The organism is Achromobacter sp. 46006 (assembly GCF_059761975.1).
In genome coordinates this window covers 1-26,586 of the sequence record NZ_JCBANN010000068.1, presented here as the reverse complement: position 1 = coordinate 26,586, position 26,586 = coordinate 1, and the positions used below count along the sequence as shown (strand labels likewise).

General features: G+C 68.6%; 22 protein-coding genes and 1 pseudogene. 20 read left to right on the top strand and 3 right to left on the bottom strand.

What is annotated here, in order from left to right:
• Positions 1–139 precede the first annotated feature (139 nt).
• The 7 genes from AC6LKG_RS22950 (at position 140) to AC6LKG_RS22920 (ending at position 10,709) form a co-directional block, all read left to right on the top strand.
• Positions 140–2,230, top strand: coding sequence for an ATP-dependent helicase (locus AC6LKG_RS22950; RefSeq protein WP_498168543.1), 2,091 nt, complete (start codon positions 140–142; stop codon positions 2,228–2,230).
• A gap of 99 nt (positions 2,231–2,329) precedes the next feature.
• Positions 2,330–3,337, top strand: a complete 1,008-nt coding sequence (locus tag AC6LKG_RS22945) for a magnesium and cobalt transport protein CorA (RefSeq protein ID WP_498168540.1) — start codon at positions 2,330–2,332, stop codon at positions 3,335–3,337.
• Positions 3,338–3,439: 102 nt separating this feature from the next.
• Positions 3,440–4,108: a thermonuclease family protein gene (locus AC6LKG_RS22940; protein WP_498168537.1), complete on the top strand. Its 669-nt coding sequence runs from the start codon at positions 3,440–3,442 to the stop codon at positions 4,106–4,108.
• A gap of 181 nt (positions 4,109–4,289) precedes the next feature.
• Positions 4,290–6,527, top strand: coding sequence for an ABC transporter substrate-binding protein (locus AC6LKG_RS22935; RefSeq protein ID WP_498168535.1), 2,238 nt, complete (start codon positions 4,290–4,292; stop codon positions 6,525–6,527).
• Positions 6,524–7,501, top strand: a complete 978-nt coding sequence (locus tag AC6LKG_RS22930) for an ABC transporter permease (RefSeq protein ID WP_498168534.1) — start codon at positions 6,524–6,526, stop codon at positions 7,499–7,501. Before AC6LKG_RS22935 ends, AC6LKG_RS22930 begins: the two co-directional genes overlap by 4 nt.
• Positions 7,502–7,506: 5 nt before the next feature.
• Positions 7,507–9,015 carry an ABC transporter permease gene (locus AC6LKG_RS22925; protein ID WP_498168532.1) on the top strand — a complete coding sequence of 503 codons (1,509 nt, stop codon included), beginning with the start codon at positions 7,507–7,509 and terminating at the stop codon, positions 9,013–9,015.
• The gene (locus AC6LKG_RS22920; protein ID WP_498168530.1) at positions 9,012–10,709 is read left to right on the top strand and encodes an ABC transporter ATP-binding protein; all 1,698 of its coding nucleotides are present in this window, start codon (positions 9,012–9,014) and stop codon (positions 10,707–10,709) included. Before AC6LKG_RS22925 ends, AC6LKG_RS22920 begins: the two co-directional genes overlap by 4 nt.
• Positions 10,710–10,862: 153 nt before the next feature.
• Here AC6LKG_RS22920 and AC6LKG_RS22915 read toward each other — a convergent pair whose 3' ends face one another.
• The 3 genes from AC6LKG_RS22915 to AC6LKG_RS22905 all read right to left on the bottom strand — a co-directional run bounded on the left by AC6LKG_RS22915 (position 10,863) and on the right by AC6LKG_RS22905 (position 15,003).
• Positions 10,863–11,402 (bottom strand): MarR family winged helix-turn-helix transcriptional regulator, encoded by a 540-nt coding sequence (locus AC6LKG_RS22915; RefSeq protein ID WP_498168528.1) that lies wholly within the window; start codon positions 11,400–11,402, stop codon positions 10,863–10,865.
• Positions 11,403–11,430: 28 nt separating this feature from the next.
• Entirely contained in the window at positions 11,431–13,005 is a 1,575-nt protein-coding gene (locus AC6LKG_RS22910; protein WP_498168527.1) for a collagen-like triple helix repeat-containing protein, read from the bottom strand.
• 336 nt (positions 13,006–13,341) lie between these two features.
• A complete protein-coding gene (locus AC6LKG_RS22905) occupies positions 13,342–15,003 on the bottom strand; it encodes a ShlB/FhaC/HecB family hemolysin secretion/activation protein (RefSeq protein WP_498168525.1) in 1,662 nt (553 codons plus the stop codon).
• 539 nt (positions 15,004–15,542) lie between these two features.
• On the opposite strand from AC6LKG_RS22905, the gene AC6LKG_RS22900 reads away from it, so the two are divergent.
• The 13 genes and pseudogenes from AC6LKG_RS22900 to AC6LKG_RS22840 form a co-directional block, all read left to right on the top strand.
• Positions 15,543–16,373 (top strand): MHYT domain-containing protein, encoded by an 831-nt coding sequence (locus tag AC6LKG_RS22900; RefSeq protein WP_498168523.1) that lies wholly within the window; start codon positions 15,543–15,545, stop codon positions 16,371–16,373.
• A gap of 139 nt (positions 16,374–16,512) precedes the next feature.
• Complete coding sequence (locus tag AC6LKG_RS22895) at positions 16,513–16,689, top strand: Flp family type IVb pilin (RefSeq protein WP_498168521.1); 177 nt, start codon at positions 16,513–16,515, stop codon at positions 16,687–16,689.
• A 288-nt stretch (positions 16,690–16,977) separates the two neighbouring features.
• Positions 16,978–17,484 carry an A24 family peptidase gene (locus tag AC6LKG_RS22890; protein WP_498168544.1) on the top strand — a complete coding sequence of 169 codons (507 nt, stop codon included), beginning with the start codon at positions 16,978–16,980 and terminating at the stop codon, positions 17,482–17,484.
• Positions 17,451–17,891 (top strand): TadE/TadG family type IV pilus assembly protein, encoded by a 441-nt coding sequence (locus AC6LKG_RS22885; protein ID WP_498168518.1) that lies wholly within the window; start codon positions 17,451–17,453, stop codon positions 17,889–17,891. Before AC6LKG_RS22890 ends, AC6LKG_RS22885 begins: the two co-directional genes overlap by 34 nt.
• Positions 17,891–18,382, top strand: a complete 492-nt coding sequence (locus tag AC6LKG_RS22880; RefSeq protein ID WP_498168515.1) for a TadE/TadG family type IV pilus assembly protein — start codon at positions 17,891–17,893, stop codon at positions 18,380–18,382. Before AC6LKG_RS22885 ends, AC6LKG_RS22880 begins: the two co-directional genes overlap by 1 nt.
• Positions 18,379–19,332 carry a Flp pilus assembly protein CpaB gene (gene cpaB / locus AC6LKG_RS22875; protein WP_498168513.1) on the top strand — a complete coding sequence of 318 codons (954 nt, stop codon included), beginning with the start codon at positions 18,379–18,381 and terminating at the stop codon, positions 19,330–19,332. Before AC6LKG_RS22880 ends, cpaB begins: the two co-directional genes overlap by 4 nt.
• A 65-nt stretch (positions 19,333–19,397) precedes the next feature.
• Entirely contained in the window at positions 19,398–20,780 is a 1,383-nt protein-coding gene (locus AC6LKG_RS22870) for a type II and III secretion system protein family protein (protein ID WP_498168511.1), read from the top strand.
• Complete coding sequence (locus AC6LKG_RS22865) at positions 20,777–22,117, top strand: P-loop NTPase family protein (protein ID WP_498168509.1); 1,341 nt, start codon at positions 20,777–20,779, stop codon at positions 22,115–22,117. Before AC6LKG_RS22870 ends, AC6LKG_RS22865 begins: the two co-directional genes overlap by 4 nt.
• 21 nt (positions 22,118–22,138) lie before the next feature.
• On the top strand, positions 22,139–23,494 hold the full coding sequence (locus AC6LKG_RS22860; protein WP_498168507.1) for a TadA family conjugal transfer-associated ATPase: 1,356 nt from the start codon (positions 22,139–22,141) through the stop codon (positions 23,492–23,494).
• Complete coding sequence (locus AC6LKG_RS22855) at positions 23,494–24,423, top strand: type II secretion system F family protein (RefSeq protein WP_498168504.1); 930 nt, start codon at positions 23,494–23,496, stop codon at positions 24,421–24,423. The genes AC6LKG_RS22860 and AC6LKG_RS22855 overlap by 1 nt, the downstream gene beginning before the upstream one ends.
• 10 nt (positions 24,424–24,433) lie before the next feature.
• The gene (locus tag AC6LKG_RS22850) at positions 24,434–25,438 is read left to right on the top strand and encodes a type II secretion system F family protein (RefSeq protein WP_498168501.1); all 1,005 of its coding nucleotides are present in this window, start codon (positions 24,434–24,436) and stop codon (positions 25,436–25,438) included.
• An 11-nt stretch (positions 25,439–25,449) separates the two neighbouring features.
• A complete protein-coding gene (locus tag AC6LKG_RS22845; protein WP_498168500.1) occupies positions 25,450–26,361 on the top strand; it encodes a tetratricopeptide repeat protein in 912 nt (303 codons plus the stop codon).
• A 15-nt stretch (positions 26,362–26,376) separates the two neighbouring features.
• Positions 26,377–26,586 (top strand): annotated as a pseudogene (locus AC6LKG_RS22840) (DUF3613 domain-containing protein); the annotation flags it as partial.

Sequence of the window (26,586 nt, the reverse complement as noted above, 5' to 3'; positions counted from 1 at the left end):
GGGCAGGGGCGCCCGCGGACGGCGCCATGGCTGGCGGGAAACAGTCCGACCGTAGCCGGTTCGACTGTTATGATACCTGTATATATTTCCAGGTGCCGGGCCGCGCCGACCGCGCCCGCCGCCGACCATTCCACGCCCCATGTCCGACCAGAATCCCGCCAACCCGTCCAGCCGCCCCGATCCCCTGGCCGACCTCAACCCCGCCCAGCGCGAGGCCGCCGAGTTCGGCGTCGGTGGCGCGGGCGACGATGGCCCGCTGCTGGTGATCGCCGGCGCCGGCTCGGGCAAGACCAACACCCTGGCGCACCGCGTCGCCCACCTGATCCTGAACGGCGCCGATCCGCAGCGCATGCTGCTTTTGACCTTCTCGCGCCGCGCCGCCCAGGAAATGGAGCGCCGCGTCGGCAGCGTGCTGCAGCGGGTCATGAACCTGCGCGGCACGCAGCAGGCGCCGTCGCTGCCGTGGGCCGGCACCTTCCACGCCATCGGCGCGCGGCTGCTGCGCGACTGCGCCCAGCGCATCGGCCTGTCCGAAGCCTTCACCATCCACGACCGCGGCGACGCCGAGGACCTGATGGGCATGGTGCGGCACGAACTCGGCCTGTCGGCCACCAAGTCGCGCTTTCCGCTCAAGGGCACCTGCCTGGCGATCTACTCGCGCGTGGTCAACAGCCAGACGCCGGTGGCTGACGTGCTGCACGCCACCTTCCCGTGGTGCGCGCAATGGGAGGACGAACTCAAGAATCTGTTCCGCGCCTACGTCGCCGCCAAGCAGGACCAGCAGGTGCTCGACTACGACGACCTGCTGCTGTACTGGGCCGAGATGATGGGCGACGCGGCCATCGCCGCCGACGTCGGCGCGCGCTTCGACCACGTCCTGGTGGACGAATACCAGGACACCAACCGGCTGCAGGCCGCCATCCTGCTGGCCATGAAGCCCGACGGCCGCGGCCTGACCGTGGTGGGCGACGACGCCCAGTCGATCTATTCGTTCCGCGCCGCCACGGTGCGCAACATCCTCGACTTTCCGGCGCAGTTCCCGCGGCCGGCGCGGGTCATCACGCTGGACCGCAACTACCGCTCGACCCAGCCCATCCTGAACGCCTCCAACGCCGTCATCGGCCTGGCGGCCGAGCGCTATGCCAAGGATCTCTGGAGCGACCGGGCATCGTCGCAATTGCCCGAGCTGGTCACCGTCAGCGACGAGGCCGGCCAGGCCCGCTGGGTGGCCGACCAGGTGCTGGCGCAGCGCGAGGGCGGCGCCACGCTCAAGTCGCAGGCGGCGCTGTTCCGCACCTCCAGCCACAGCGCCGCGCTGGAACTGGAGCTGACCCGGCGCAACATTCCTTTCGTCAAGTTCGGCGGCCTGCGCTTTCTGGAAGCGGCGCACGTCAAGGACCTGCTGTCGCTGCTGCGCTGGGCCGAGAACCCGCGCGGGCGCATGGCGGGGTTCCGCGTGGCGCAACTGCTGCCCGGCATCGGCCCGGCCACCGCCGGCAAGCTGATGGACGCCATGGCGCAATCGGCCGAGCCGCTGCGCGCGCTGCGCGAATTCAAGCCGGGCGTGGCGGCGCAGGCGGAGTGGGGCGCGTTCGCCGACACCTACGCGGCGCTGGCCGATCCCAATCTGCGCTGGCCGGCCGACGTCGACCTGGCGCTGCGCTGGTACGCCGGCCAGCTCGAACGGCTGTACGACGATGCGCGGGTGCGCAAGACCGATCTGGACCAACTGGTGCGCATCGCCGCCGGTTACCCCACGCGCGAGCGCTTCCTGACCGAACTGACGCTGGACCCGCCCGACGCCACCAGCGACGAATCCGGCGCGCCCTCGCGCGACGAGGACTACATGATCCTGTCGACCATTCACTCGGCCAAGGGCCAGGAATGGAAGGCGGTCTATGTGCTGAACGTGGTCGACGGCTGTATCCCGTCCGACATGAGCACCGGCAGCGCCGAAGAGATCGAGGAAGAGCGGCGCCTCCTGTACGTGGCCATGACGCGCGCCAAGGAACGCCTGCAGCTGATCGTGCCGCAGCGCTTCTACGTGCACCAGCAGACCGGCATGGGCGACCGCCACGTCTACGGCTCGCGCACCCGCTACATCACCAACGCCATGCTGCCGCTGTTCGACCACCTGCCCAAGCCGCCGGACCTGCCGGCGCGCGAGGCCAAGGCGCCGCAGGCGCCGAGCGTGGACGTGGCCAAGCGCGTGCGCAACCTGTTCGCATAGGCGCCGCTCGCGCGCAACGGCGGGCTCGCGCGGCGCGCCTGTGGGCTATCATCGGCCGATACGTTGCGCCCGCAGGGCTCGCATCGCCAAAGGATGTCTATGTCTATCGAAGAGAATGCCGCCGCCGATCCGCACCAAGGCGAGGTCGTGGCGTCCATTGCCTACGTGAACGGCCGGCGCGATCACGAAGTACCCATCGAAGAGGTGGGCAAGCACGTCGATCCGGGCCGCAGCATGCTCTGGATCGGGCTGCGCAACCCCAGTCCCGAGCGGCTGGCCGACGTGGTCGGCCAGCTCGGCGCCTGCGACAAGAACCAGGAAGAGATGCTGGAGTCGCACCGCCGGCCCAAGATCATCGATTACGGCAACATGGTGCTGATCGTCGCCATCACCGTCGAGGTCGAGGCCGAGCGGCCCATTTTCGGCGAAACCCAGTTCCTGATCGGCGAAGGCTTCCTGGTGACCGTGCGGCGCGGCGCCACCGCCGGCCACAGCCCCTTGCGCGAACGGCTGGAGGCCTCGCCCGACCTGCTCAAGCGCGGCAGCGACTACGTCGCCTCGGAACTGCTGGACTGGCTGGTGGACCGCTACGTGGCGGCGGCCGGCAAGATTGAATCGGTGGTCGAAGGGGCGGAACAGAAGCTGCTGATCCGCGGCGCCAAGGATTCGGACATCCGCAGGCTGTACCGCCAGCGCCGCGACCTGCTGCGCATCCATACCGTGGTGTCGCCGCTGGCCGAGATCTGCCGGCGCCTGGCGCGGGTCGAGATGTCGGCGGTCGATGAGCACGCCCGGCCGTACTTCGGCGAGGTGGCCGACCGCGTGCTGCGGGTCGATGAATTGTTCAACGCGCTGCGCGAGTCGCTGGCCTTCGCCTTCGAAGCCAGCCTGATGATAGGCCAGGCGGCGCAGAACGACACCACCCGCAAGCTGGCCTCCTGGGCCGCCATCCTGGCGGTGCCCACGGCCATCGCCGGCATCTACGGCATGAACTTCAAGTTCATGCCCGAACTGGATTCGCCGTTCGGCTATCCGGTCACGCTGGGCGTGATCGCGTCGGTCTGTTCGCTGCTGTACTGGCGCTTTCGCAAGTCGGGCTGGCTGTAGCGCGCGGCCCGCCGGCAGCGTGTCGGGGGCGTCACCCGCAGGCGCCCGGGACGGGCCCGGCTGTGGCAAACTGCCTGCGTTTTCTTCTCCGGAGCCCGGCCCGTGCGCGGCAAATCCTCCCTAGGCGGCGGCAGCAGGCTGACCGCCCTCGTGGTCGCCCTGATCCTGGCGGCGGCCGGCGCCCTCGTCAACTGGCTGCAACCGTCCCGCCAGGGCGGCGAGCGCCCGGCCGAACGGCCCGGCGCCGGCGCGCCCGCGGCGTCCGGCCAATCCGGCGCGGCCCAGGCCGGCGCCGTGCCGGCCGGCAGCTATACCCTGACCGGCATGATCGTCAATGTGGCCGACGGCGACACCGTGACGCTGCGCGCGCCCGATGGCCAGCGCCGCATCCGCCTGGACAGCATCGACGCGCCCGAGGAAGGCCACGGCGCCGACCAACCCGGCCAGCCCTACGCCGAGGCCTCGCGCCAGTACCTGGCCGGGCTGGTGGCCGGCAAGACCCTGACGGCGCAGTGCTACCTGAAGGACCAATATGGCCGCGACGTCTGCGCCCTGATCCTGGACGATGGCCGTTCGGCCAACCGGCTGCAGGTCGAGGCCGGCTACGCCTGGGCCTATACCGCGCGCCAGGGCGACTACCTGAACGACAAGGCCATGCCCGGCCTGCAGCGCCAGGCCAAGGCCGCCGGGCGCGGCCTGTGGGCCGGCAAGGCGCCGATGCAGCCCTGGAAGTGGCGCTACGACTGCTGGCGCCAGCGCCAGTGCGGCTAAGCACGCCAAAGGCAGTTTCACAAGGGGAAGCAGTCCGGTTTTTTTCCGGGCTTGACCCGCGGGTGTCCCCGGGCCTGCGCGAGCCGGCTGCCCCTGCCGGCAGGTCCTAGGGCATGCCAGGGTACTGGGGCGGATGCGGCTTTGCTATCCTCTGTCGCACCAAATAGAAGGAAAGGTTTCCATGCGTGCTCTGATGCGGCTCTGGGCGGCGGCCATGATGCTGTTGCTGGCGTTGGCGGGCTGCTCCCGTGACGGCAGTCCCATCAACAGCCCCTATCCGTCCGGCGCCGAAGGCCAGAACACGCTGTATTCGGCCTTCGTCAAGCGCTCGCCCAAGTACCTGGATCCGGCCAGTTCCTATTCCGGCGACGAAACGCCCTATACCTACAGCATCTACGAAACGCTTTACGGCTATCACTACCTCAAGCGGCCTTACGAGCTGATCCCGCGCGCGGCGGCCTCGATCGATCCGCCGGTCTACCTGGACGCGCAGGGCAAGGTGCTGCCGGCCGATGCGCCGGGCGAGCAGATCGCCCAGAGCATCTATGACATCAGGATCAAGCCCGGCATCCGTTTCGCGCCGCACCCGGCCTTCGCCCGCAAGACCGACGGCGGCTACGACTACTTCCCGATCGCGCCGGAGGACCTGGCCGACAAGTACGCCATCCCCGATTTCCCGCGCACCGGCACCCGCGAACTCACCGCCGACGATTACGTCTACGCCTTCCGCCGACTGGCCAGCCCGCGCGTGGTGTCGCCCATCTATTCGCTGATGGCCGAATACGTCAGCGGTCTCAAGGAATATGGCGACCGCCTGCGCGAGCGCGACAAGGCGCTGCGCCGCGACCTGCCGGGCGGCGCCGGCGCCTCGTGGCTGGACCTGCGCGAGCCCGACGGCTTCACTGGCGTGCAGGCGCTCGACCCGCACACGCTGCGCATCCGCGTCAATGGCAAGTATCCGCAGTTCAAGTACTGGCTGGCCATGACCTTCACCGCGCCCGTGCCCTGGGAAGCCGACCGCTTCTACAACCAGCCCGGCATGGCCGAGCACGACCTGTCGCTGAACACCTGGCCGGTCGGCACCGGCCCCTACATGCTGGCCGAGTCGCTGCAGAACCGCCGCCACGTGCTGGCGCGCAACCCCAACTTCCATGGCGAGCCCTATCCCTGCGAAGGCGAGCCGGGCGATCGCGCGGCCGGCCTGCTGGACGATTGCGGCAAGCCCACGCCCTTCATCGACCGGGCGGTGTTCAGCGTCGAGAAGGAAGCCATTCCGCTGACCGGCAAGTTCATGCAGGGCTATTACGACGTGCCGCAGATCGAGCGCGGCGAATACGGCGTGGCCATGCTGGTGGCCGCCGGCGACAGCCAGGACAAGGCGCGCAAGTACGCCGAGCACGGCATTCGCCTGCCCACCACGGTCGAGACCGCCAACTGGTACATGGGCTTCAACTGGCTCGATCCGGTGGTGGGCAAGGGCGACACGCCCGAGCAGGCCGAGAAGAACCGCAAGCTGCGCCAGGCCATCAGCATCGCCTTCGACTGGGAAGAATACGTGGCGGTGTTCGAGAACAGCCAGGCCTCGGTGGCCTACGGCCCGGTGCCGCCCGGCGTGCTGGGCTACCGCGAACCGCCCGAGGGCGTGAATCCGGTGGTCTACGACCTGGTCGACGGCAAGCCGGTGCGCAAGCCGATCGAGGTGGCGCGCAAGCTGCTGGCCGAGGCCGGCTACCCCGACGGCCGCAACGCCGTCACCGGCGCGCCGCTGGTGCTGTACTACGATTCCATGACGGGCGGCGGCTCCAACCCGCAGTTCGACTGGATGCGGCGGCAGATGGCCAAGCTGGGGGTGCAGCTGGACGTGCGCTCGACCGACTACAACCGTTTCCAGGACAAGATGCGGCGCGGCTCGGCGCAGATCTTCCTGTGGGGCTGGAACGCCGACTATCCCGACGCCGAGAACTTCCTGTTCCTGCTGTACGGCCCCAACGCCAAGGCCAAGGGCGGCGGCGAGAACGCCGCCAACTACGACAGCCCCGAATACGACAGGCTGTTCGAGCAGATGAAGTTCCTGGACGACGGGCCGGACAAGGAAGCGCTGATCCAGCGCATGGTCGCCATCGTGCAGCGCGACGCGCCGTGGATGTTCGGTTACTTCCCGATGTCGGGCGGCGCCTACCAGCAATGGGTCGGCAATGCCAAGCCGACCCAGATGGTGCGCAACACGCTGCAGTACATGAAGATCGATCCGGTCCTGCGCGAGCGCAAGATCGATGAATGGAATTCCCCCATCTGGTGGCCGGTGGGCCTGTTCGCGCTGCTGATCGCGCTGGCGATCTGGCCGTCGTACGTGGCGCTCAAGCGGCGCGAGCGGCAGACCGCCTTCGTCCAGGCTTCCCGCAAGGAGCATCAATCATGATCGGCTACGTCATCCGCCGGCTGCTGTACGGCGTGCTGATTCTGATCGGCGTGAACCTCTTCACTTTCATCCTGTTCTTCGCGGTCAACACGCCCGACGACATGGCGCGCCTGGCCATCGGCGGCCAGCGCGTCAGCCAGGACGCGGTCGAGAAATGGAAGGTCGAGCACGGCTACGACAAGCCGCTGTTCTACAACGCCCAGGCCAAGGGCGCGGCGCAACTGACCGACACCGTGTTCTACCAGCGTTCGGTGCCGCTCCTGGCGATGGACTTCGGCGCCTCCGACGGCGGCCGCGACATCGGCCGCGAGATCCAGACCCGCATGGGACCGAGCCTGGCGCTGGCGGTGCCGACCTTCTTCCTGGGGCTGTTCGCCAGCATCGTGTTTTCATTGACGCTGGTGTATTTCCGCGCCACCCGGCTGGACTTCTGGGGCGTGGTGCTGTGCGTGATATTGCTGTCGATCTCCAGCCTGTTCTACATCATCGCCGGCCAGTGGATGTTCGCCAAGTTGCTGCGGCTGGTGCCGTTCTCCGGCTTCGAGGGCGGGCTGGACATGGTCAAGTTCCTGGCCCTGCCGGTGCTGGTGGCGATCGTCTCGCGCCTGGGGCCCGAGGCGCGCTTCTACCGCACCCTGTTCCTGGAGGAAATCGGCAAGGACTACGTGCGCACCGCGCGTGCCAAGGGACTGGCCGAGCGCGTGGTGCTGCTGCGCCACGTGCTGCGCAACGCCATGCTGCCGATCCTGACCAGCACCGTGGCCGCCTTGCCCCTGCTGTTCATGGGCAGCCTGATCGCCGAATCCTTCTTCGGCATTCCGGGCCTGGGCAGCTACACCATCGACGCCATCAACGCGCAGGACTTCTCCATCGTGCGCGCCATGGTGTTCCTGGGCGCGTCGCTGTACATCGTGGGGCTGATCCTGGCCGACATTTCCTACACGCTGGCCGACCCCCGCGTCCGTTTCGAGTAGCCGCCATGCCCAAGTTCGTATTCCTCTGGACCGACATCGCGCTGTGGCTCATGGTGCTGGGCGCGCTGGCCTATGCCTGGCACGCGCGGCGCAGCCCGAACCTGCGCGCAACCTGGGCGCGGGTGGCGCGCGACACGCCGGCGATGTGCTCGGCCGTGGTGCTGGCGGCGTTCGCGCTGGTCGGCCTGCTCGATTCCGTCCACTACCGGCCGCAGTTGCCGCCCGCGCCGGGCGCGGCGGCCGACGCCGCCCCGGTCTACGCGCCGGCGGTCAAGTCGGCGCTGGACGGCCTGCTGGGCGGCAGCGTGCTGACCCAGCCCGAGAAGACCTATTCCAGCCCGCTGGCGGTGCGCCAGTTCACCAAGGAGACCCTGCTGGTCGACGACAAGCCGGTGCGCGACTTCCCGCGGCTGCGGGCGGCCGGCACGCACCTGGCCGATCCTGATCGTGACCACCTGGGCGACGTCTCTTACCGCCTCGGCCTGGGCCTGGCGGCGGGGCTGGCCGTGTCGCTGGCCGGCGCCGGTCTGCTGTTCGCCTGCCTGGCGCGGCGCCAGGGCGCCGCGGCGGCCGCCGAGGCCCTGCTGGGCGGGCGCGCCGAGGTGCCGTGGCGCGCCATGGCCATCACCTTCACCTTGCTGTGCCTGGTGGCTGGCGCGCTGGCGGGGCTGTCCAGCGGCTATCACGCGCTGGGCACCGACCGCATCGGCAACGACGTGCTGTGGCAGGCGCTCAAGAGCATCCGCACCGCGCTCGTCATCGGCAGCCTGACCACGCTCGCCATGCTGCCGCCGGCCATCGTGTTCGGCATCGCGGCCGGCTACTTCAAAGGCAAGGTCGACGACGCCATCCAGTATCTCTACACCACCATCACTTCGATCCCGGGCGTGCTGCTGGTGGCCGCCTGCGCGCTGATGATGCAGGTCTACATCGACAACCACGCCGACCTGTTCGACACCTCGGCGGCGCGCGCCGACCTGCGCCTGTTCCTGCTGTGCATGATCCTCGGCTTCACCGGCTGGGCCGGCCTGTGCCGGCTGCTGCGCGCCGAGACCCTCAAGCTGCGCGAACTGGAATACGTGCAGGCCGCGCGCGCCTTCGGCGTATCGCACTGGCGCATCATGACGCGCCACCTGTTGCCCAACGTTGCCCATCTGGTGCTGATCACCGTGGTGCTGGAATTCTCCGGGCTGGTGCTGTACGAGGCGGTGCTGTCGTACCTGGGCATAGGCGTCGATCCCAGCATGAATTCCTTTGGCTCGATGATCGACGGCGCGCGGCTGGAAATGTCGCGCGACCCGATGATCTGGTGGAACCTGATGACTGCCTTCCTGTTCATGCTGGCCCTGGTGCTGGCCGCCAACCTGTTCGCCGACGCGGTGCGCGATGCCTTCGATCCGCGCACCCGCCGCTACAAGCCGGGCCGCCTGCCGGGCGCCCGCTGGTTCGGCCGCCGCCCGGGCGCCACGCTCGCGGCGGATGCCCGTGCCGCCAAGCCGGGAGACGCGCCATGAGCCAGGATATCCGCCAGGACACGCCCCTGCTGGCCGTGCGCGGCCTGGACGTCGACATCGCCGGCGATAGCGGCATGACGCATGCGGTCAAGCGCCTGCAACTGGCGATTTCGCGGCGCGAGACGTTCGCCCTGGTGGGCGAGTCCGGTTGCGGCAAGAGCATGACCGCGCTGGCGCTGCTGCGCCTGTTGCCGGATGCCGGCCGCATCGTCGGCGGCCAGATCGACCTGGACGGCGAAGACCTCAACCGCCTGCCCGAAAGCGCCATGCGCGGCGTGCGCGGCGGCCGCATCGGCATCATCTTCCAGGAGCCGTCCACCAGCCTCAACCCGGTCATGCGGGTCGGCGACCAGATCATCGAGACGCTGGTGGCGCACACGCCGCTGCGTGGCGCCGCGGCCCGCGCCCGCGCCATCGACTGGCTGCGGCGCGTCGGCATCCCGGAACCGGAGCGGCGCATCGACGATTATCCGTTCCAGTTCTCCGGCGGGCAGAAACAGCGCGTCATGATCGCCATCGCGCTGGCGGCCGAGCCGCTGCTGCTGATCGCCGACGAGCCCACCACGGCGCTCGACGTCACGGTGCAGGCGCAGGTGCTGGCGCTGCTGGCCGACATCCAGCGCGAGATCGGCATGGCCGTGCTGCTCATCACCCATGACCTGGCGGTGGTGCGCAATGTCGCCCATCATGTGGCCCTGATGCGCGGCGGCGAGATCGTCGAGAGCGCCGACGCCGGGGAATTCTTCCGCGCGCCCAAGCATCCCTATGCGCGCCAGTTGTTCGACGCCATTCCCACCTTCGACAAGCGCGGCCGGCCGCTGAGCGAGGCCGGGCGCGCGGCCGAGGCGGGCCAGGCGACCCCGCGGCGCAGGCGCGCGCGCGAGCCCGGCGTGGTGCTGGACGTGCAGGACCTGAAGGTGCATTACCCGGTGCGCAAGGGCCCCTTGCGGCGCGTGGCGTCGTGGGTCAAGGCGGTCGACGGCGTGACCTTCACGCTGCGCGCCGGCGAGACCCTGGCGCTGCTGGGCGAGTCGGGCTGCGGCAAGACCACCACCGGCAAGGCGCTGCTGCGCCTGATCGATGGCGCCCGCATTGCCGGCCGCGCCATGCTGCAGGGGCAGGACCTGCTGACCGCCGACCGCGCCCGCCTGCAGCGCCTGCGCCAGGACATCCAGATCGTGTTCCAGGACCCTTACGCCTCGCTCGATCCGCGCATGCGGGTCGGCGACATCCTGGACGAGGGCCTGGAATCCCTGCGCCGCGGCATGGCCGCGCGGGAGCGCCGCGAGCGCGCCGCGCGGCTGGTCGAGCGGGTCGGCCTGCCGGCCGATACGCTGGCCCGTTATCCGCACGAGTTCTCCGGCGGGCAGCGCCAGCGCATCGCGATTGCGCGCGCGCTGGCGGTGGAGCCGAAGGTGCTGATCTGCGATGAGCCGACCTCGGCGCTGGACGTGTCGGTGCAGGCGCAGATTCTGGACCTGCTGCGCGAGCTGCAGGACGAACTGGGCATCGCCTATCTGTTCATCACCCACAACTTCGGCGTGGTCGAGTACCTGGCCGACCGTATCGCGGTGATGGACGGCGGCCGCATCGTCGAACTGGGCGAGGCCGACGCGGTGCTGCACGCGCCGCGCCAGGAGATGACGCGGCGGCTGCTGGAAGCCGTGCCGCGGCTGCAATTCGGCCCGGCCTGAACCAGCGCTGGCGGACGTCGTCTTCTCCGGGCCCCGGCCGCGCCCGTTCTGGCTGCCGGCGCCCATTGGGCCATCCGCGCCGAGCCGCGCCAATGACAACCGCGCCCCGGTCCTTGCGAACCGGGGCGCGGATGGCCTGCGCGCAGGCGGACTTCAGTCGTGGGCGTTGCGGGTTTCCAGCCAGACCAGGGTGTCGTGCCTCAGGGCGCGCACGCATTGCGCCAGGAAGGCATGCACCACCTCCAGCTCGGCGGCATCGTAGCGCCGGGCCATCAACACCACCGCCTCGGCCACCCATTGGCGTTCCTGGGCCAATTGCTGGCATTGCTCCTCGACCGGCCGGATCACGATCATGCGGCGATCCAGCGGATGGCGGCCCCGTTGCACATAGCCAGCCGCTTCCAGGCGGTTGATCAAGGCGGTGGCGCCGCCGGAGCTGATACCCATCAGGTGGGCCAACTGCCCGGTGGGCAGGGCATCGAACTCCATGACCAGTTCCAGCGCCTTCAGATCCGCCAGGGGGATACCCAGTTTCTCCGCCAGGGCCGATTGGCACGCCGCGTTGTACACGGCGAACTGGCGGCCCAGCATCAGGGCGATGTCGTCGAGCGTCCCCGGTCTCAGGTCACTATGGCGGGATTCAGGCATCACGGTGACATGCTCATGGTGGACGGTGGTTTCTTGTTGCAGCATGGCGTCGCTCCCTCGCGGATCCGGTTGATCACTTGTTGGCCGTCAGGCCGCCCAGCAAACCGCCCAGCAGGCCGCCGTTGGTCGAGCCGCTGGCGCCGCTGGTGCCGCCGCTGACGCCGGCCGTCACGCCGCCGAGCAGGCCGCCGAGCAGACCGCCGTTGCTGGCCGAACCCGTGGTGGAACCACTGCCGCCGGCGCTGGCCGTGGCGCCACCCGTCAGGCCGCCCAACAGGCCGCCGAGCAGGCCGCCGTTGGCGCCCGCGCTGCCGCCCGCCGTACCGCCGGTGGCGCCCGTCACGCCGCCCAGCAGACCGCCGAGCAAGCCGCCGTTGGCCGCGCCGCCGGTGGCGCCGCCGAGGTTGCCGGTGACGCCGCCGAGCAGGCCGGTCACCGGGGCCAGCAGGCCGCCGTTGGCGCCGCCGACACCGCCGGTCACGCCGCCCAGGATGCCGGTGATCGGGCTGAGCAGGCCGCCGTTGTCGCCGCCGACCGCGCCGCCCAGACCCAGGCCGCTGGTCAGCGACGCGACCGCGCCGGTGGCGTTGGCCAGCGTGTTGCCGAGCGGGTTGGTGTTGCCCGGCGTGGCGTTCAACAGGCCGCCGGCACTGCTGACCGCGCCGCCCAGGCCCTGCAGCACGCCGTTCAGGCCGGCCACATCGCCGCCGGGCAACTGGCCGCCCAGATTGCTGACGGTGCCGCCCAGGGTGTTGAGCAGGCCGCCCACCGGCGCGCCCAGCTTGGTGGTGGCGCCGACTTGCTGCGTCAGGCCGACCACGGTCCCGGCCAGCGGGCTGGCGGAGGGGTCGAGGGCCGCGCCCAGGCCGCCCAGCGTCGGCTGCAGCCCCAGCGGCAGCACGTTGTCGACGGTCTTGCCGACATTGGCCAGGGCCGGCTCCAGCAGGGGTTGGGATGGGCCGTCGAGCACGCCGCCGGTGACACCGCCGACAAGCTGGTTGACCGGGTTCAGCAGACCGCCCTGGCCCGCCAGGCCGCCGGTCAGCGCACCCACGGCGTTGGTGGCGTTGCCCAGGATGGTGGTCAGCGGCTGCGGATTCTGCGGATCGGCATTGAGCAGGCCGTTGGTGCTGGCGACCGTCTTGCCCAGGCCTTCGACCAGGCCGCCGACGCCGCTGCTCAGGCCGCCGGGCAGGCCGGTGCCCTTGACCGTCGTGCCCAGATCCTGCACCAGGCCGCCCACTTGCTGGACGGTGCCATCGACCGGCGCGCCCAGGCCGGTGGTGGCGCCCACTTCCTGGGTCAGGCCGACCACGGTATCGACCACCGGCTTGACGGTCGGGTCGAGCGCTTTGCCGACCCCGCCCAACGTGGTGTCCAGATTCAGAGGCAGGGCATTGTCGACGGCGCCGCCGGTATTACCCAGCGTGGTTTCCAGCAGACCCGTGGTGACGGGATCGGTCGGGTTGGTGGGATTGCCCGGACCGCCGGGGTTGGTCGGCACGGTGGTGCCGGGCAGGGAGGCCGAACTCTTGTCGCTGCCTCCGCCGCCGCCGCCGCAGGCGGTCAGTGCGCTCAACAGCGCGGCCGCAATAACGGTGGAGGTCAGAATACGTTGTACGCGCTGCGTTTCGATCTTGGCATTCATGGCGAGCTCCTGTGGGGGATATGTCAGGCGGCGAAACTGCCCGATACATCCCTACACGCATAAACCGTGCCAATATTTTTTTGAATGCCGCTTCAGTAACCGTTCAGGTGTTTTTTGTTTTTTAAAAATCCTTTTGAATCAATGGTTTGAGAATTAAACAAAGGGTTTGTACCAACATTGGGAATCCCCCATTTTTACGATCACGCGCAGCCTGCGAATGTTACGTTCGAGCCCGTATCGGCCGTTACGTTACGGCCGACGTTACGTAACGCGGTGTGTGGAACAGGCAAAAAAAAGCGCCTGTCGCAACAGGCGCGGGATAGCCGGCGCGGCGTTTCAGAACGCGTCGTAATACAGAGAGTAATTGGCGTTGAAACGCACGTCGCGATTGCCGTTGACGGTGGCCGAGCCGATCGGCTTGGCCACATTGAAATCAAACAGATAGTACTTGTCGTCGGTAAAGCGCAGTCCCAGGGCCACCGAAGACAGATGGCGCTGGTTCAATTGCTGCAGGCTCGAATTGTTGTACCAGGTGCGCGCGTAATCGATCAGCGCATACGGCTGCACATTGGTCAGGTATTGCCAGCCGATACCGAAACGGCGATTCACTTCGGCGGAAACCCCGACGCCCTTGTCGCCGCTCTGCTCGCCCTGCGGATAACCCATCGCGTAACGCCAACTGCCGAAAGACACTTGCTCGGACGACGGCAGGATGTTGCTCGAGTACTGCGCGGCGCCGGACAGCGTCAGGCCGAACTGCGCCGGCAGTGCGAAAGTCTGCTTGGCGTTCAGGTTGTAGCGGGTGAAATCCAGGTCGAGCACCGGCACCGCCGAATAGCCATAGTTGGTGTTGATTTCCTTTTTGGCGCCGGCGGTGTCGAAGCCCTTGGCCACCGCCAGCGTCACGTCGGAGGTCATGGCTTCCGACACCTGGATGTAGCGCATTTCGAGATTGGCCGCGCGCACCTGCGCGTCCTGCTGCAGCCAGCGGTCGGATGTCTTGGCCTCGTAGCGGTCTTTCGAGTTGGCGGCATATACCCCCAGCGTGCCCGTCAGCGAGCGCGTGTTGTTCAACAGGAACGGGTAGCTGACGCCGATGCCGATGCGGTTGTTCTTGACCCGGCGATTGAAGCCCAGGTATTCGATCGCCTCGTCCTTGGGCCGCGCGTCATAGTGGTAGCCGTCCACCTTGACCGCCAGGCCGTCGTTGCCCAGCGGCACGCGGATTTCGCCGGACACGTATTTGACGTCGTCGGTATTGAACGGCACCGATGCCGTCAGCTTGACCTGTTCGCCCAGCGGAGTCAGGCTGTTGGTGGCGACGTTGACCAGCGGCTGCATGCCGGTGCCCAGGTCGGCCACGCCGCCGGTCAGGCTGACCGGCTGGCGCGATGCCGCCAGCACCAGCTCGGTGGCGCCGTCGGCGCGCCGCGGCAGGTCCAGCGAGGGTGTGAATTTCACGCCGGGCACCGTGCGCATCAGATTCAGCACGCGCTCGAGCGTGGCCTGCTGCAGCGGCTTTTCCTGCTTGAGCGGCTCGGCCAGCGATTCCAGGCGGTCCCGCGCGTTGCCGATGTCGCCTTCGATGCGCACCGTGCCGATATAGCCTTCGACCACGGTCACCACCACCAGGCCGTTGGCGAAACTCTGGTTCTGCACCAGCGCGAACGACAGGGGATAACCGCGGTTGCGGTACAGCTGGGTGATCCTGTCGACTTGCTGCACCAGCTCGCCCAGGCTGATTTCCTTGCCCGACAGCGGCGAAAGCAGGGCGGCCACGTCCTCGAACGGCAACGCATGCACGCCGGTGACATCGAAGTGCCGCGGCACGATGCGTTGTGCCAGGCGCGCCTGCAGCGCCAGTTGTTCCGGTGTTTGCGCCTGCACCACCGGCGGCGGCTGGGTGGCGCTGGGCGGGCGTTCGATCTGTGGCAGGGCATCCACCGGGTTGCCGCGCAATGGGCCGTCGGCGCGCGCCGTGCCCAGGGTGGCCAACATGCAGATCAAGGCGAGGGAAAGCGGACTTGCAGAAAGCGTGCGTCTCATGCCGTGGTGTCTCTTGTTTGCCGCAAGCGCCGTTTAAACAGGCTCCGGATAAATCGCCCGAATAAGGCTTTGGGTATATGGGCCGCTGTATGAATAAACCCGGTGGCGCGCCGCACAGGCGGTATGTTGCCAGCGCCGGAAGGCAATGACAAATTATTTCAGTGTGACTGCCCGGAAACCTGGATATAACAACAGAGTGCAATGAAACGCAATTGTGGCGAGACCCGACCAAGGGTTTTCTAGTACACAAAAAAATGATGCTGGCGAATTTCCCAATATTAGTTACAAGTATGCCGTCGCAGTGTTGCGAATATTGGTACAAACCCTGATGTGTATTAATTGTTAATAGATAAGACTATATAAACGTTTCAAAACACATCAGGTTTACAGGCTCTCGGGAGTCCGCAGATGGACCAGGATGACCGCAACAGAATCGTCGGAACCAGCGCGCCCGCAACGGCTTGCCGGCGGCTCGTCCACAGGAGCCGCGCATGAACCCGGGCGACATCGTTCCGCTCTCGTTCAACGCCGGCCTGGTGGCGCTGTCGTTCCTGATCGCGGTGTTCGGCTCCTATGTGGCGCTGCTGGCCGCGGTCGGCATCCGCGCCGAAATGCAGGACGGCGAGATCCGCATCGGTTACATCATCATCGGCGCTCTGGCGATGGGCGGGGTCGGTATCTGGAGCATGCATTTCATTGGCATGCAGGCCCAGAACCTGCCGTTCAGCGTGGGTTACCAGATCGGTTTGACGGCGCTCAGTTTCCTGGTGGCGGCGGGGTTTTCCGGTTGGGCCTTCTGGTATGTGGGCCGTGACCGCTTCACATTTATGCGTTGCCTGGTCGGTGGCCTGGCCGCCGGCCTGGGCGTGGCGGCGATGCATTATGTGGGTATCAGTGCGATGCGCATGCCGGCGGTATTTATCTGGAACCTGCCGATGGTTGTTTTATCGGTATTGATAGCGGTAATCGCCGCGTCAGCCGCGCTGTGGCTGGCTTTCAATACACAAAACGAGTTTCAGCGCGTCGTAGCGGCCATTCTGATGGCGATCGCGGTGTGCGGCATGCATTACACCGGCGCGGCGGCCGGCACCGTGATCTGTACCGCCCCGCGCGACTTTTCCAGCATGCAGATCGGCGGAGTGATGCTGCCGTACATCGCGTTCGGTTTGTCGGTGGCCATGCTGCTGGCGATGCGCTGGCATCTGCAGCGTGCCTCGCGCCGCTTCCACGCGCGCCTGGCGCAACGCATCGACTCGATCATTGAATCGGTTCCCGCGGTGGAGCCGGGCAGGACGCCCGGCTCCACCCTGGGACCGGGTTGAGGCCTGTCCACAGGCTTTGCGGTACCCGGAAGGCGCGAGGGTGCGGAACACGCCAGCGCGCCGGCAGTCCCGGGCTTAGGGGGCCTGTGCCGTCCCGGCGGCTTGGCTCGATGATCAAGCGAGACCTCAGGAGCTCGACATGAAAGCGAAACTTGCGCAGTTCTGGAACGACGAAGAAGGCATCACCGCCCTGGAATACGGGCTGATCGCGGGCACCATCGCGGTGGCGCTGGTGACGGCTCTGGCGACATTCACGGGCGCGCTCAGCGGCCTGTTCACGTCGCTGCAGGCCAAGCTTGCCGCTGCCTCCACGTGAGGCCGCGGGGGTCCGGCCGGTTGCAGGTGGACCTGGCCCCGGCCAGGCGGCACCGGGCGGCCGGACCCGCCGCCGCGCCCTGGCGCGGAACCGATGCTGACAACGCGGCCCGCGCGTCAGCTTGCGGCGGTTGCGGATTGACGGCGTTGCGCGCGGTGGCGTGAGCGCCGGGCGCGGCCCAGCCTCGCCAGCCAGTCAGTCAGAGAAAGGAGACGGTGTTCGTCTGGACGGACACTCCCGTTGTTGAATCCGAAACCGTCGGAAGGTCCTGCCTTGTATCCAGGGGAAGTGCTGTGGTGGCTGTTGTTCGCATGCTGGAATCTGGTGTTGATATACACCGATGTGCGCTATCGCCGCGTACCCAACACGCTCATCGTCGCGGGATTTGCGGGGCAGGCGCTGTGGCTGCTGGCGGCCTGGCTGCTGCCGGCCTGGAGCTATCCACCGCGCTGGACTGGCTGGTCCATGGCGCTGGCCGGATTCGCGCTGGCATTGCCATTCTTTCCCCTTTGGACGCGGCGCCTGATGGGCGCGGGCGACGTCAAGGCGATCGCCATTCTCGGCCTGCTGACGGGCTTTGCCCCGTTGTCGATGACGCTGGTGGCCGCCAGCCTGCTGGCTGGCCTGCACGCCATGCTGTACCGGTTCATCGCCCGGAGCCGCACGCTGCCGCTTCGGGCGCGCCAGATCCCCTACGGCGCCTACCTGGGCCTGGCCGCGCTCAGCGTGGCGTTTATTCCCTTGAATTCGGACTGGTATTCGTGGTGTTCTTCCTGGTGTTCTACGCGATCCTGACGTACGCCCTGGTGTTCACCGCGCAGCATTCCGTCACTCTCGCCGCGCAGGACGGCGCGCGCAAGGTGCTGCAATGGCAGCCGGGCGCCACCTCGCTGGCCATGCGCGCCAATGCCGGCCGCGATATCGCACTGGATCGCGCCGGCTGGATCACCAGCATGTCTTCGGCCGCTGTCGCCGTGGCGGTGTGCGGGGCCGCGGGCACGCTCAGCAGCAGCGCCGGCGGCGCCTGCAGCGGCCAGCCGCTGAGCGCCGACCAGATCGAAGTGACGGTCAGCTATCCCTACGGCGCCAATCCGCTGATTCCGAATTTCCCCTTCCTGGCGCAAGCCCTGATGCCGCCCTCCAGCGTGCTCACGGCGCGCGCCACGGTCCACCTGGGCAATGCCCTGGACGGGAGCAACTGATGGCTGCGCGCGCCGCCGCTCCCGCCGTGCGCGGGCACGCGCGCAGCCAGCTTGGCATCGCCACGCTCGAATTCTCTTTGATGGTGACCATGCTGCTGATGTTCGTCTGCGCCGTGGTCGGCTATGGCGTGTTGTTCTGGATGCAGCAGCAACTGGCCGCGGCCGCCTCCGAAGGCGCGCGCGCCGCGGTCCACGCGCGTTTTGCCGGCGAGGCGGACGTGCCCGGCGCGGCCTGTTCGGCGGCGATGAGCGTGTTCGGCAGCGGCTCGGCGGTCGCCTGCAGCGCCACCAGCGCGCCCTGCGCCTGGACTGGCTCGGGCGGCCAGACGGCGCAATGCAGCACGGTGGCCATGACGTTCAACGTGCAGGCCTGGCCGGTGCTGTCGACCTTCCAGGCCTTCATCGCGATGCTGCCCGGCACCGACAAGAACTGGATTCCGACCCGGCTGTCGTCCCGGGCCATCGTGCAAATCTCCCAAGGGACACCATGAGCAGTCTGAGCAAAATCATCGCGGGCGTGCTGCTGGCGGCGGGGCTGGTGCTGGCGTTTGTGGCATGGCGGCTGGCCTCGGCGCCGCCGCCGCCCGCGCCGGCGCCTGCCAGCCCTGTGGCGGCCACGCCGCCGGCGCCGGCCGAGGCTCCGGTCAGGCGCTATCCCGTGGTGGTGGCGGCCGCGGCGATTCCGGCCGGCACGCGCATCGAGGGCGACAAGCTGCTCAGGGTGGATCAATGGCAGGTGGCGCTGTCGGGCAGCTACAGCTCGACCAAGCCGCTGCAAGGCGCGTATACGCGGGTCGACCTGGCCGCCGGCGATCCTTTGCTGCCGAGCATGCTGGCGCAGGGGCTGGCGCGCCAGCTCAAGCCGGGCGAGCGCGCCCTGGCGATCGCCGTCGACGAGGTGGTGGGCGGCGCCAACCGCATCGCGCCGGGAGACCTGGTGGATGTGTTCTTCGTGGTGGAAAAAGGCCTGGAGATTCCCGGCGGCCAGGCCCGCTTGCTGCAATCGCAGGTGCGCGTGCTGGCATACGGCGCGGCCTCGGTGGACGGCCCCGAGGAAAAGTCCATGCTGCCCGGGCCGCCGGGGCAGCCGGCCAGGACGGCGGTGCTGGCCGTGCCGGTCGAGCATGTCAACGAACTGATGCTGGCCAGCCGCGCCGGCCGCCTGCAATTGGCGCTGCGGCCGATCGGCGACGACGGCAAGCCCGATACCCAGTTGTTTGCGCAGCGCAATGCCGTGCTGCCCGTGCGCGCCGGCCTGACCGACGAGCAGCGCGAACAATTGCAGAGCGGCCCGAACCGCGCCTACGCTGGCGACAGCCTGGCGCAACTGGATGCGCCCACCCCGGCCGTCAAACCCGCGCCGGCCCGTACCGGCGGCGGTGGCGGCGGCCGCTCCGTGGAAATACTGCGAGGAGAAAAATCCGAGCGCGTGCGCTATTGAAACGTGGCTGCGCGTGGCCTGGTGCCGCCCGCGGCTGGACCTCACCTGTCAATCAGATCCAGCAAATGAAGAGACTTCAGCGCACCACCCTGACTTGTGTCCTGTCGGCCGCGGCGGCCATGGCGCCCGGCACCGCCGTGCGGGCGCAGACCGCGCTGCAAACCGCGCCGGGCGCCAGCGCGCCCGCGCGCGACATCGTGGTTGGCGTCAAAGGCCAGCAGGCGCTCCTGCTGGACGGCGCGCCGGCGCGCATCGCCATCGGCGATCCCGATGTGGCCGACGTCAAGGTGCTGCCGGCCTCCGGCAGGCGGCCGGCCTCGCTGCTGCTGTATGGCAGAAAGCCCGGAACCACGCAGTTGCAGGTCTGGACCGGCGCCAATGCCACGCCGCAGCGCTGGAACCTGCGGGTCACCGGCGAGGTGCAGCAGGTCATGGCCGGGCGCGGCGTGGCCGGCGGCGCCAACGTCGACGTGGCGGGCGACCGGGCCGTGATCTCGGGCCAGGCCGACTCGCCGCTCTCGCACCAGGCCTCGGTGGCCGCGGCGGGCGCGGCGGTGGGCGGCAAGAATGTGGTCGACGTATCTACCGCCGGCACGGGCGGCGTGGTGCAGGTCGAGGTCAAGGTGGTCGAAGTCTCGCGCTCGGTCATGAAGCAGGCCGGCATCAGTTTCGCCGGCCGCAACGGGCCGTGGGGCGGGACCAATTCGATCACGCCGGATGGCTTTCCCGCGCCGTTGGGCTTCAGCAAGACCGCGGCGCTGGCCTCGGGCTTTTCGCTGTTCTATGACTCCAACGATTTCAGCGCGCGCCTGCGGCTGCTGCAGAACAACGGCATGGCGCGGGTGCTGGCCGAGCCCACCCTGGTGGCGCTGACGGGCCAGAGCGCCAGCTTCCTGGCGGGCGGCGAGCTGCCGATTCCCGAAGCCGGCGGCCTGGGCACCACCACGGTGACGTTCAAGCCGTTCGGCATCGGCCTGACGGTGACGCCCACCGTGCTCTCGCGCGAACGCATTGCCCTGAAGGTGGCGCCCGAAGCGAGCGAACTGGATTACAGCAACGCCATCGCGGTCTCCAACGGCACCAATTCGACCACGCTGATCCCGGCGTTGCGCACGCGGCGCGCCGACACCACCGTGGAACTGGGCGATGGCGAAAGCTTCGTCATCAGCGGCCTGGTGTCGCGCCAGACCAAGGCGCTGGTCAATAAAGTGCCGATGCTGGGCGACTTGCCCATCATCGGTTCGTTTTTCCGTAGCGTCGATTACACCCAGGAGGACACCGAGCTGGTGATCGTGGTGACGCCGCGCCTGGTGCGGCCCATTGCACGCGGCGTCACGCTGCCGCTGCCAGGGGCCAGGCAGGAGGCGACCGATACCGCGTTCAACGCTTGGGGGTATTACCTCATGGGGCCGGCGGGCGGGCAACAAATGCCGGGTTTCTCACGGTGAGCGATATGAAGACACATGCCAGGGAGTGGGTTGGCTTGCAGAACGGCAATCGGTTTCTGTTTTGTTCCCGGGGCGACAGCGTTGCCGCGCAGCTCGGGCAGGCTCTGGGCGACATGGGCTTGTTGACGCAGGAAGTCCCGGGCGTCGAAGAACTGGGCAGGCGCCTGGCCGAGATCGAGCCGCAGGTGGTGTTCCTGGACTTCACCCTGAGCGAAGACGAGCCGGGCAAGCTGTTCAAGTCGGCCGAACTGGCGCGCCTGCTGGCGCGCATCGCGCCGGCCATCCCGCGTGTCGCGGTGGGCCTGCTGAGCCAGCCGGAAGGCGCCATCGCCGCGCTGCGCGCCGGCGTCAGCGACTTCGTCGATCCGACCGTGGCGCCACAGGAAGTCAAGGACGTGGTGCAGCGCCTGCTGGATGTGCCGGAAGGCGGCGGCCGCATGGATGGCTCGCGCCGCAGCGTGCTGTTGCTGGGCGCCCGCCCCGGCGTGGGCACCAGCACCCTGGCCGTGCATCTGGCGGGCATGGTGCAGGATCGCCTCAGGCAGCAGCAGGCAGCGCGCCAGGCCGCCTCGGGCGCCAAGGGCGTCAAGCCGGCCGGCGACAACGGCAGCCAGTTGCCGCTGGACAGCCGGGTGGCGCTGATGGACCTGGGCTGGCCGGTGGGCGATTGCCAGCTCTACCTGAATATCGGCGGCGATTTCGATTTCGCCGAGGCCGCGCGCAACCTGCGCCGGCTCGACTCGACCCTGCTCAGTTCAGCCATGTCGCATACCGCCAACGGCCTGAGCGTGTTGGCGCTGCCGCGCGACCTGGGCCAGATGCGCGAAGTGTCGCAATCCGATTCGCTGCTGGTGTTCGAGCGCATGCGCCAGCATTTCGGCGTGGTGGTGGCCGATTCGGGCGGCTTCAGCAATCCCGAATTCGTCGCCGGCCTGGCGCGCGCCTCGCAGCAGAACTGGATCGTCACCGACCAGAGCGTGGGCGCGCTGGTATCGCTGGCCGGGTTGCTGCAGGAACTGGAGCAATTGCATGTGGACCGCCGCAGCCTGGGCCTGATCGTCAATCGCTACGACGAGCGCTATGGCATGACGGCGCAGCAGATCGCCGAGCGCTTCCAGCTCGAACTGGTCAGCACGCTGCCGGACCGCACGCTGGCGCTGATGGCCTGCACCAACCAGGGCCACCTGTTGCACGAGGAAGCCGAGCGCGACGTCTATGTGCGCGCGGTGCAGGCGCTGGCCGAGAAGCTGAGCGCGGAAGAGAACACGCCCGGCGGCCGGGCAAGCTGGCTGGCCACCTGGCTGCCCGGCGTGCACCGCCGCATGGTGGTCGAGTAACGGAAGGCGGCGGGATCCCACATGATCATGACAGCGACCATAGAATTCGGCGGCGATGGCGACAAGGGCTTTGCGGCCTCCAACCGCTTCCAGGAAGTCAAGACGGCGGCCTACGAGCATCTGCTTTCGCGCATCGAGGAACTGGGGGCGGAGTTCGGCCGCTGGGCGCGCTCGGCGATCCAGGAGTTCGTCGACATCGAAGTGGCCAGCTTCGTGCGCCTGCGGCGGGTGCCGATCAACGAAGGCGAGATGCGCCAGATCGCCGAGGCCCTGACCAAGGAACTGGCCGGGCTGGGGCCGCTGGAGGATCTGCTGGCCGATCCGGCGGTCGAGGACATCCTGATCAACGGCTACGACAACGTCTTCGTCTCGCGCCGCGGCGTGCTGGCGCGCGAGACGCTGCGCTTCACCGACAACCAGCACGTGCTGCGCATCGTGCGCCGCATCCTGGCGCCGATCGGACGCCGGCTGGACGAATCCAGCCCCATGGTGGATGCGCGCCTGCCCGATGGCGGACGCCTGAACGTGGTGATCGAGCCGCTGGCCGTGGACGGCCCGATGGTCTCCATCCGCAAGTTCCGCCAGGACCCGCTCAAGCCGGCCGACCTGCTGACGCTGGGCACCTTCGACGAGGACATCTACCGCCTCCTGAACGAGGCGGTGAAGAACCGCTGCAACATCCTGGTGTCCGGCGGCACCAGCTCGGGCAAGACCTCGCTGCTGAATGCGATGGCCTTTTTCATTCCCGAGACCGAACGCGTGGTGACGGTGGAGGACACGGCGGAACTGTCGCTCAACCACCCGCACGTGGTGCGGCTGGAATCGCGCCAGGGGGGCTTTGACGGCAGCGGCGCCGTCAGCATCCGCGAGCTGATCCGCAACAGCCTGCGGATGCGGCCCGACCGGGTGGTGGTGGGCGAAGTGCGTGGCGCCGAGGTCATGGACATGCTGCAGGCCATGAACACCGGCCACGAGGGCTCCATGGCCACCATCCACGCCAACTCGCCGCGCGAGTGCCTGTACCGGATCGAGATGCTGGCGGGCTTTGCCGGCTTCCAGGGCAGCGAAGACAGCCTGCGGCGCCAGATCGCCAGCGCGCTCGACTTCATCGTGCAGATCGGCCGCCTGTCCAACGGCAAGCGCCGGGTGCTGTCGGTCACGGAAGTCACCGGCATGGGCGACAGCGTGATTTCGACCCAGGAACTGTACCGCCATGAGACCTTCGCTACCCCCGAGGGCGAGGAAAAGGACCGCTGGAACTGGCTCGGCATCCATCCGCACACGCCCAAGCTGGCCAGGATGCGCAACGAACAACGTCCCGCCGACAACACGCCGCCCGAGTCGGATGGCGGCGGCTTCTGGAGCAGGAGGCGCTGATGCTGCAAGCCGGGGTGATCGGTGGCCTGGCGCTGGTGCTGGCCCTGGCGGCGGTGCTGCTGTGGCGGCACGCCAACAGCGGCCAGCGGCGCGCCGCCAGTTCCGCTTTCCTCGAAGACCAGTTGCGTCGCGGCCGCGGCGCGCCGGTCAGCGGCAAGATGCCGTTCGCGCAGGGCACGCGCGCCCTGCGCAGCGGCTTCTCGCGCTGGGACATGCTGTTGCTGCAGGGCGGGGTGCGCCAGAGCCCGGGCTTTTACGCCAGGCTGACCCTGCCCATTGTGGCCGGGGCGCTGCTGGCCTGGACTTTCCTGGGCTGGCTCTCGGCCCTGGTGGCGCTGGTGCTGCTGTCGGTGTTCGCCTATTTCCTGCTTTGGCTGCGTGCCGACCGGCGCCAACGGCGGCGCGTGGCGCAGTTGCCGGCGTTCCTGGACAACATCGTGCGCCTGGTCACCATCGGCAACAGCATGGCGGCGGCCTTCCAGACGGCGGCGGCGGCCACCGACGAGCCGCTGCGCGAAGTGGTCGAGACCGCGGCCGCGCTGAGCCGCTCGGCCAAGGAACTGGACGCCGCGCTGGTGCAGGTCTCGCGCCAGTACGACATGAAGGAGCTCTACATGGTGGCGGCGGTGGTGTCGGTGGCGCTGCGCTTTGGCGGCCGCAGTGACCAGGTGCTGGAGCGCATGGCGGCGTTCATGCGCGACATCGGCCAGGCGCGCGCCGAACTGTCGGCCAGTTCGGCCGAGATCCGCCTGTCGGCCTGGATCCTGGCGCTGTTGCCGCTGGGCATCGCCGGCTTCATCATGGTGGCCAACAACGACCTGTTCATGGGACTGTGGATCGACCCGCTGGGCTTCAAGATGCTGATGACGGCGGTCTGCCTGCAACTGGGCGGCTCTTACATCCTGTACCGCATGGCCAAGGCCATTTGAGGACGCCCGCATGCAAGCGATCGAATCCTGGAATGTCTCGACCGTGCTGGCGGTGGCCTTGATGCTGGTCGCCGCCGCCATGCTGATCCTGGGCCTGAGCATGGCCCGGCGCCTGCGCGGCCAGGACCGCAGCCGCCAGGTAGTGGATCAGGCCCTGGCCACGCGCGAGGGGCGCGCCAGGGCGCCGGCCGAAGCGTCGCCGCCGGCCGAAGGGGCGCAGGGGCGGTTGGCGGCGGCCGCGCGCGCGGCCGATTCGTTCGGCAAGCGCCTGAGCGAAGGCCGCCTGGCCGAGGCCCTGCTGGCCGGCGAGGACCGCAAGCTGGTCGACATGGCGGGCTACGACAATCCGGTCACGGCGCGGCTGCGTTTCATCGTGGCGCGCTTTGCGCTGGCGCTGCTGCTGCCGGCCGCGGCGGTGGCGCTGGACCTGGGGCGCAAGATCAGCGATTCGGCGCTGGGCCTGTTCGTGGCCGCGTTCTTCGGCTTCGCCATCGGCTATATGTTGCCCAAATGGCTGGTGCGCCGCCGTGTGTCGCGCCGCCGCAGGCAGGCGGCCAACGAACTGCCGCTGCTGATCGACCTGTTGCGGCTGTTGCAGGGGGTGGGCCTGTCGATCGACCAGAGCCTGCAAGTGCTGACCAAGGAATTCAATCAGGTGCTGCCGGTGCTGGCGCATGAGCTGCGGCTGGCATCCGAGTTGTATGTGCGCGGCCGTACCCGCGAGCAGTCGCTGGCGCGGCTGGCGGCCGGGTTCGACAACGATGATCTGTCGGCCATTTGCCGCCTGATCGCGCAGGTCGACCAGCACGGCGGCGCGGTGCAGGAGCCGCTCAACCGCTTCGGCGAGCGCCTGCGCGAGAAGCGCCGCCTGGAACTGAAGGAAAAAGTGGGAAAGACCACCGTCAAGATGACGGCGGTCATGATCGTGACCCTGCTGCCGGCGCTGTTGATCGTGACCGGCGGCGCGGGCTTCGTGGCAGTGCTGCGCGGGTTGTCGCGCATGGGGGGCATGTGATGGCGGGCGCGATGGGAAGGGCGCGGTGCGCGTGGCGTTGGACCTTGCTGGCGGCGGTGGCCGCGGGCAGCGGGGCGTTGGCCGGTTGCCAGAGCAACAACGCCGAGACCGCCTGGCAATTGATCCAGCAACAACAGCAGGAACAGGCGCTGATGCGGCAGCGCGAGGACGAGGCCGAGAACCGGCGCAAGCCGGCCGAGCCGGAGATGATGCTGTCGATGATCGCCGAGGCCCAGCGCCAGGAGCGTTACTTCGCGTCCTTGGCCTACATCGATGCGTTCCAGCAAAAGTTCGGCAATGATCCGCGCATCGCGGTGCTGCGCGCCGAGGCGCTGCGCCAGACCGGCCAGACCGCGTCCAGCGAACAGGCCTACCGCGCCCTGCTCGGAACCGCGCAGGCGGCCGAGGGCTGGCATGGGCTGGGGCTGATCGCCGGCTCGCGCGGCCAGTTCGCGCAGGCCGCCGACGATTTCGCACGCGCCGCCAAGCTCTCGCCGATGGACCCGCGCATCCTGGGCGACCTGGGGTTCGCGCGCCTGCGGGCCGGCGATCCGGCCGGCGCCCGCGTGCCGCTGGGCCAGGCCGCCGAGCTGGCGCCGGAGAACGCCAAGGTGCTGGCCAATCTGGCCGTGCTGCTGCTGGTCGAGGGCGAACCGGTGCGGGCCCAGAACGTGATGGAGCGCGCGCGGCTCAGCGATGCGGCGCGCGGCCAGGTGCTGCGCCTGGCGACCGAAATCCGCAGCCAGGCCGCCGCGCCGCTGGCCGTGGCGCCGGGCGCGCCGGCCGCCGCCACGGTGACGCAGATTCCGTCGCCAGCGGCAGCCGCTGCGTCGTCCACCCGGGTATCGCGCGGGGAGGGCGTCGTGCTGCCGGTCATGAGCCCCTTGATGGACAGACTGGGCAATGGCCCGATCGTGCGCTAACCAGGAACCGCCACCATGTCTCGAACCGCTACCTCCGTTTCGCTCACCCTGGCGCTGGCGCTGGGTGCGGCCGCGCCCTGGGCCTGCCAGGCGCAATCGAACGCTCCCCTGACCGGCGCCATGAGCGGCGGCGCGGCCCAGGCCTCGCCCGTGCCCGCGGCGCCGCCGGCCGCCGCGCCGATGCCGGCGCGGCCGGTGGTGCAGCAGGTGCAGACACCGCTGCCG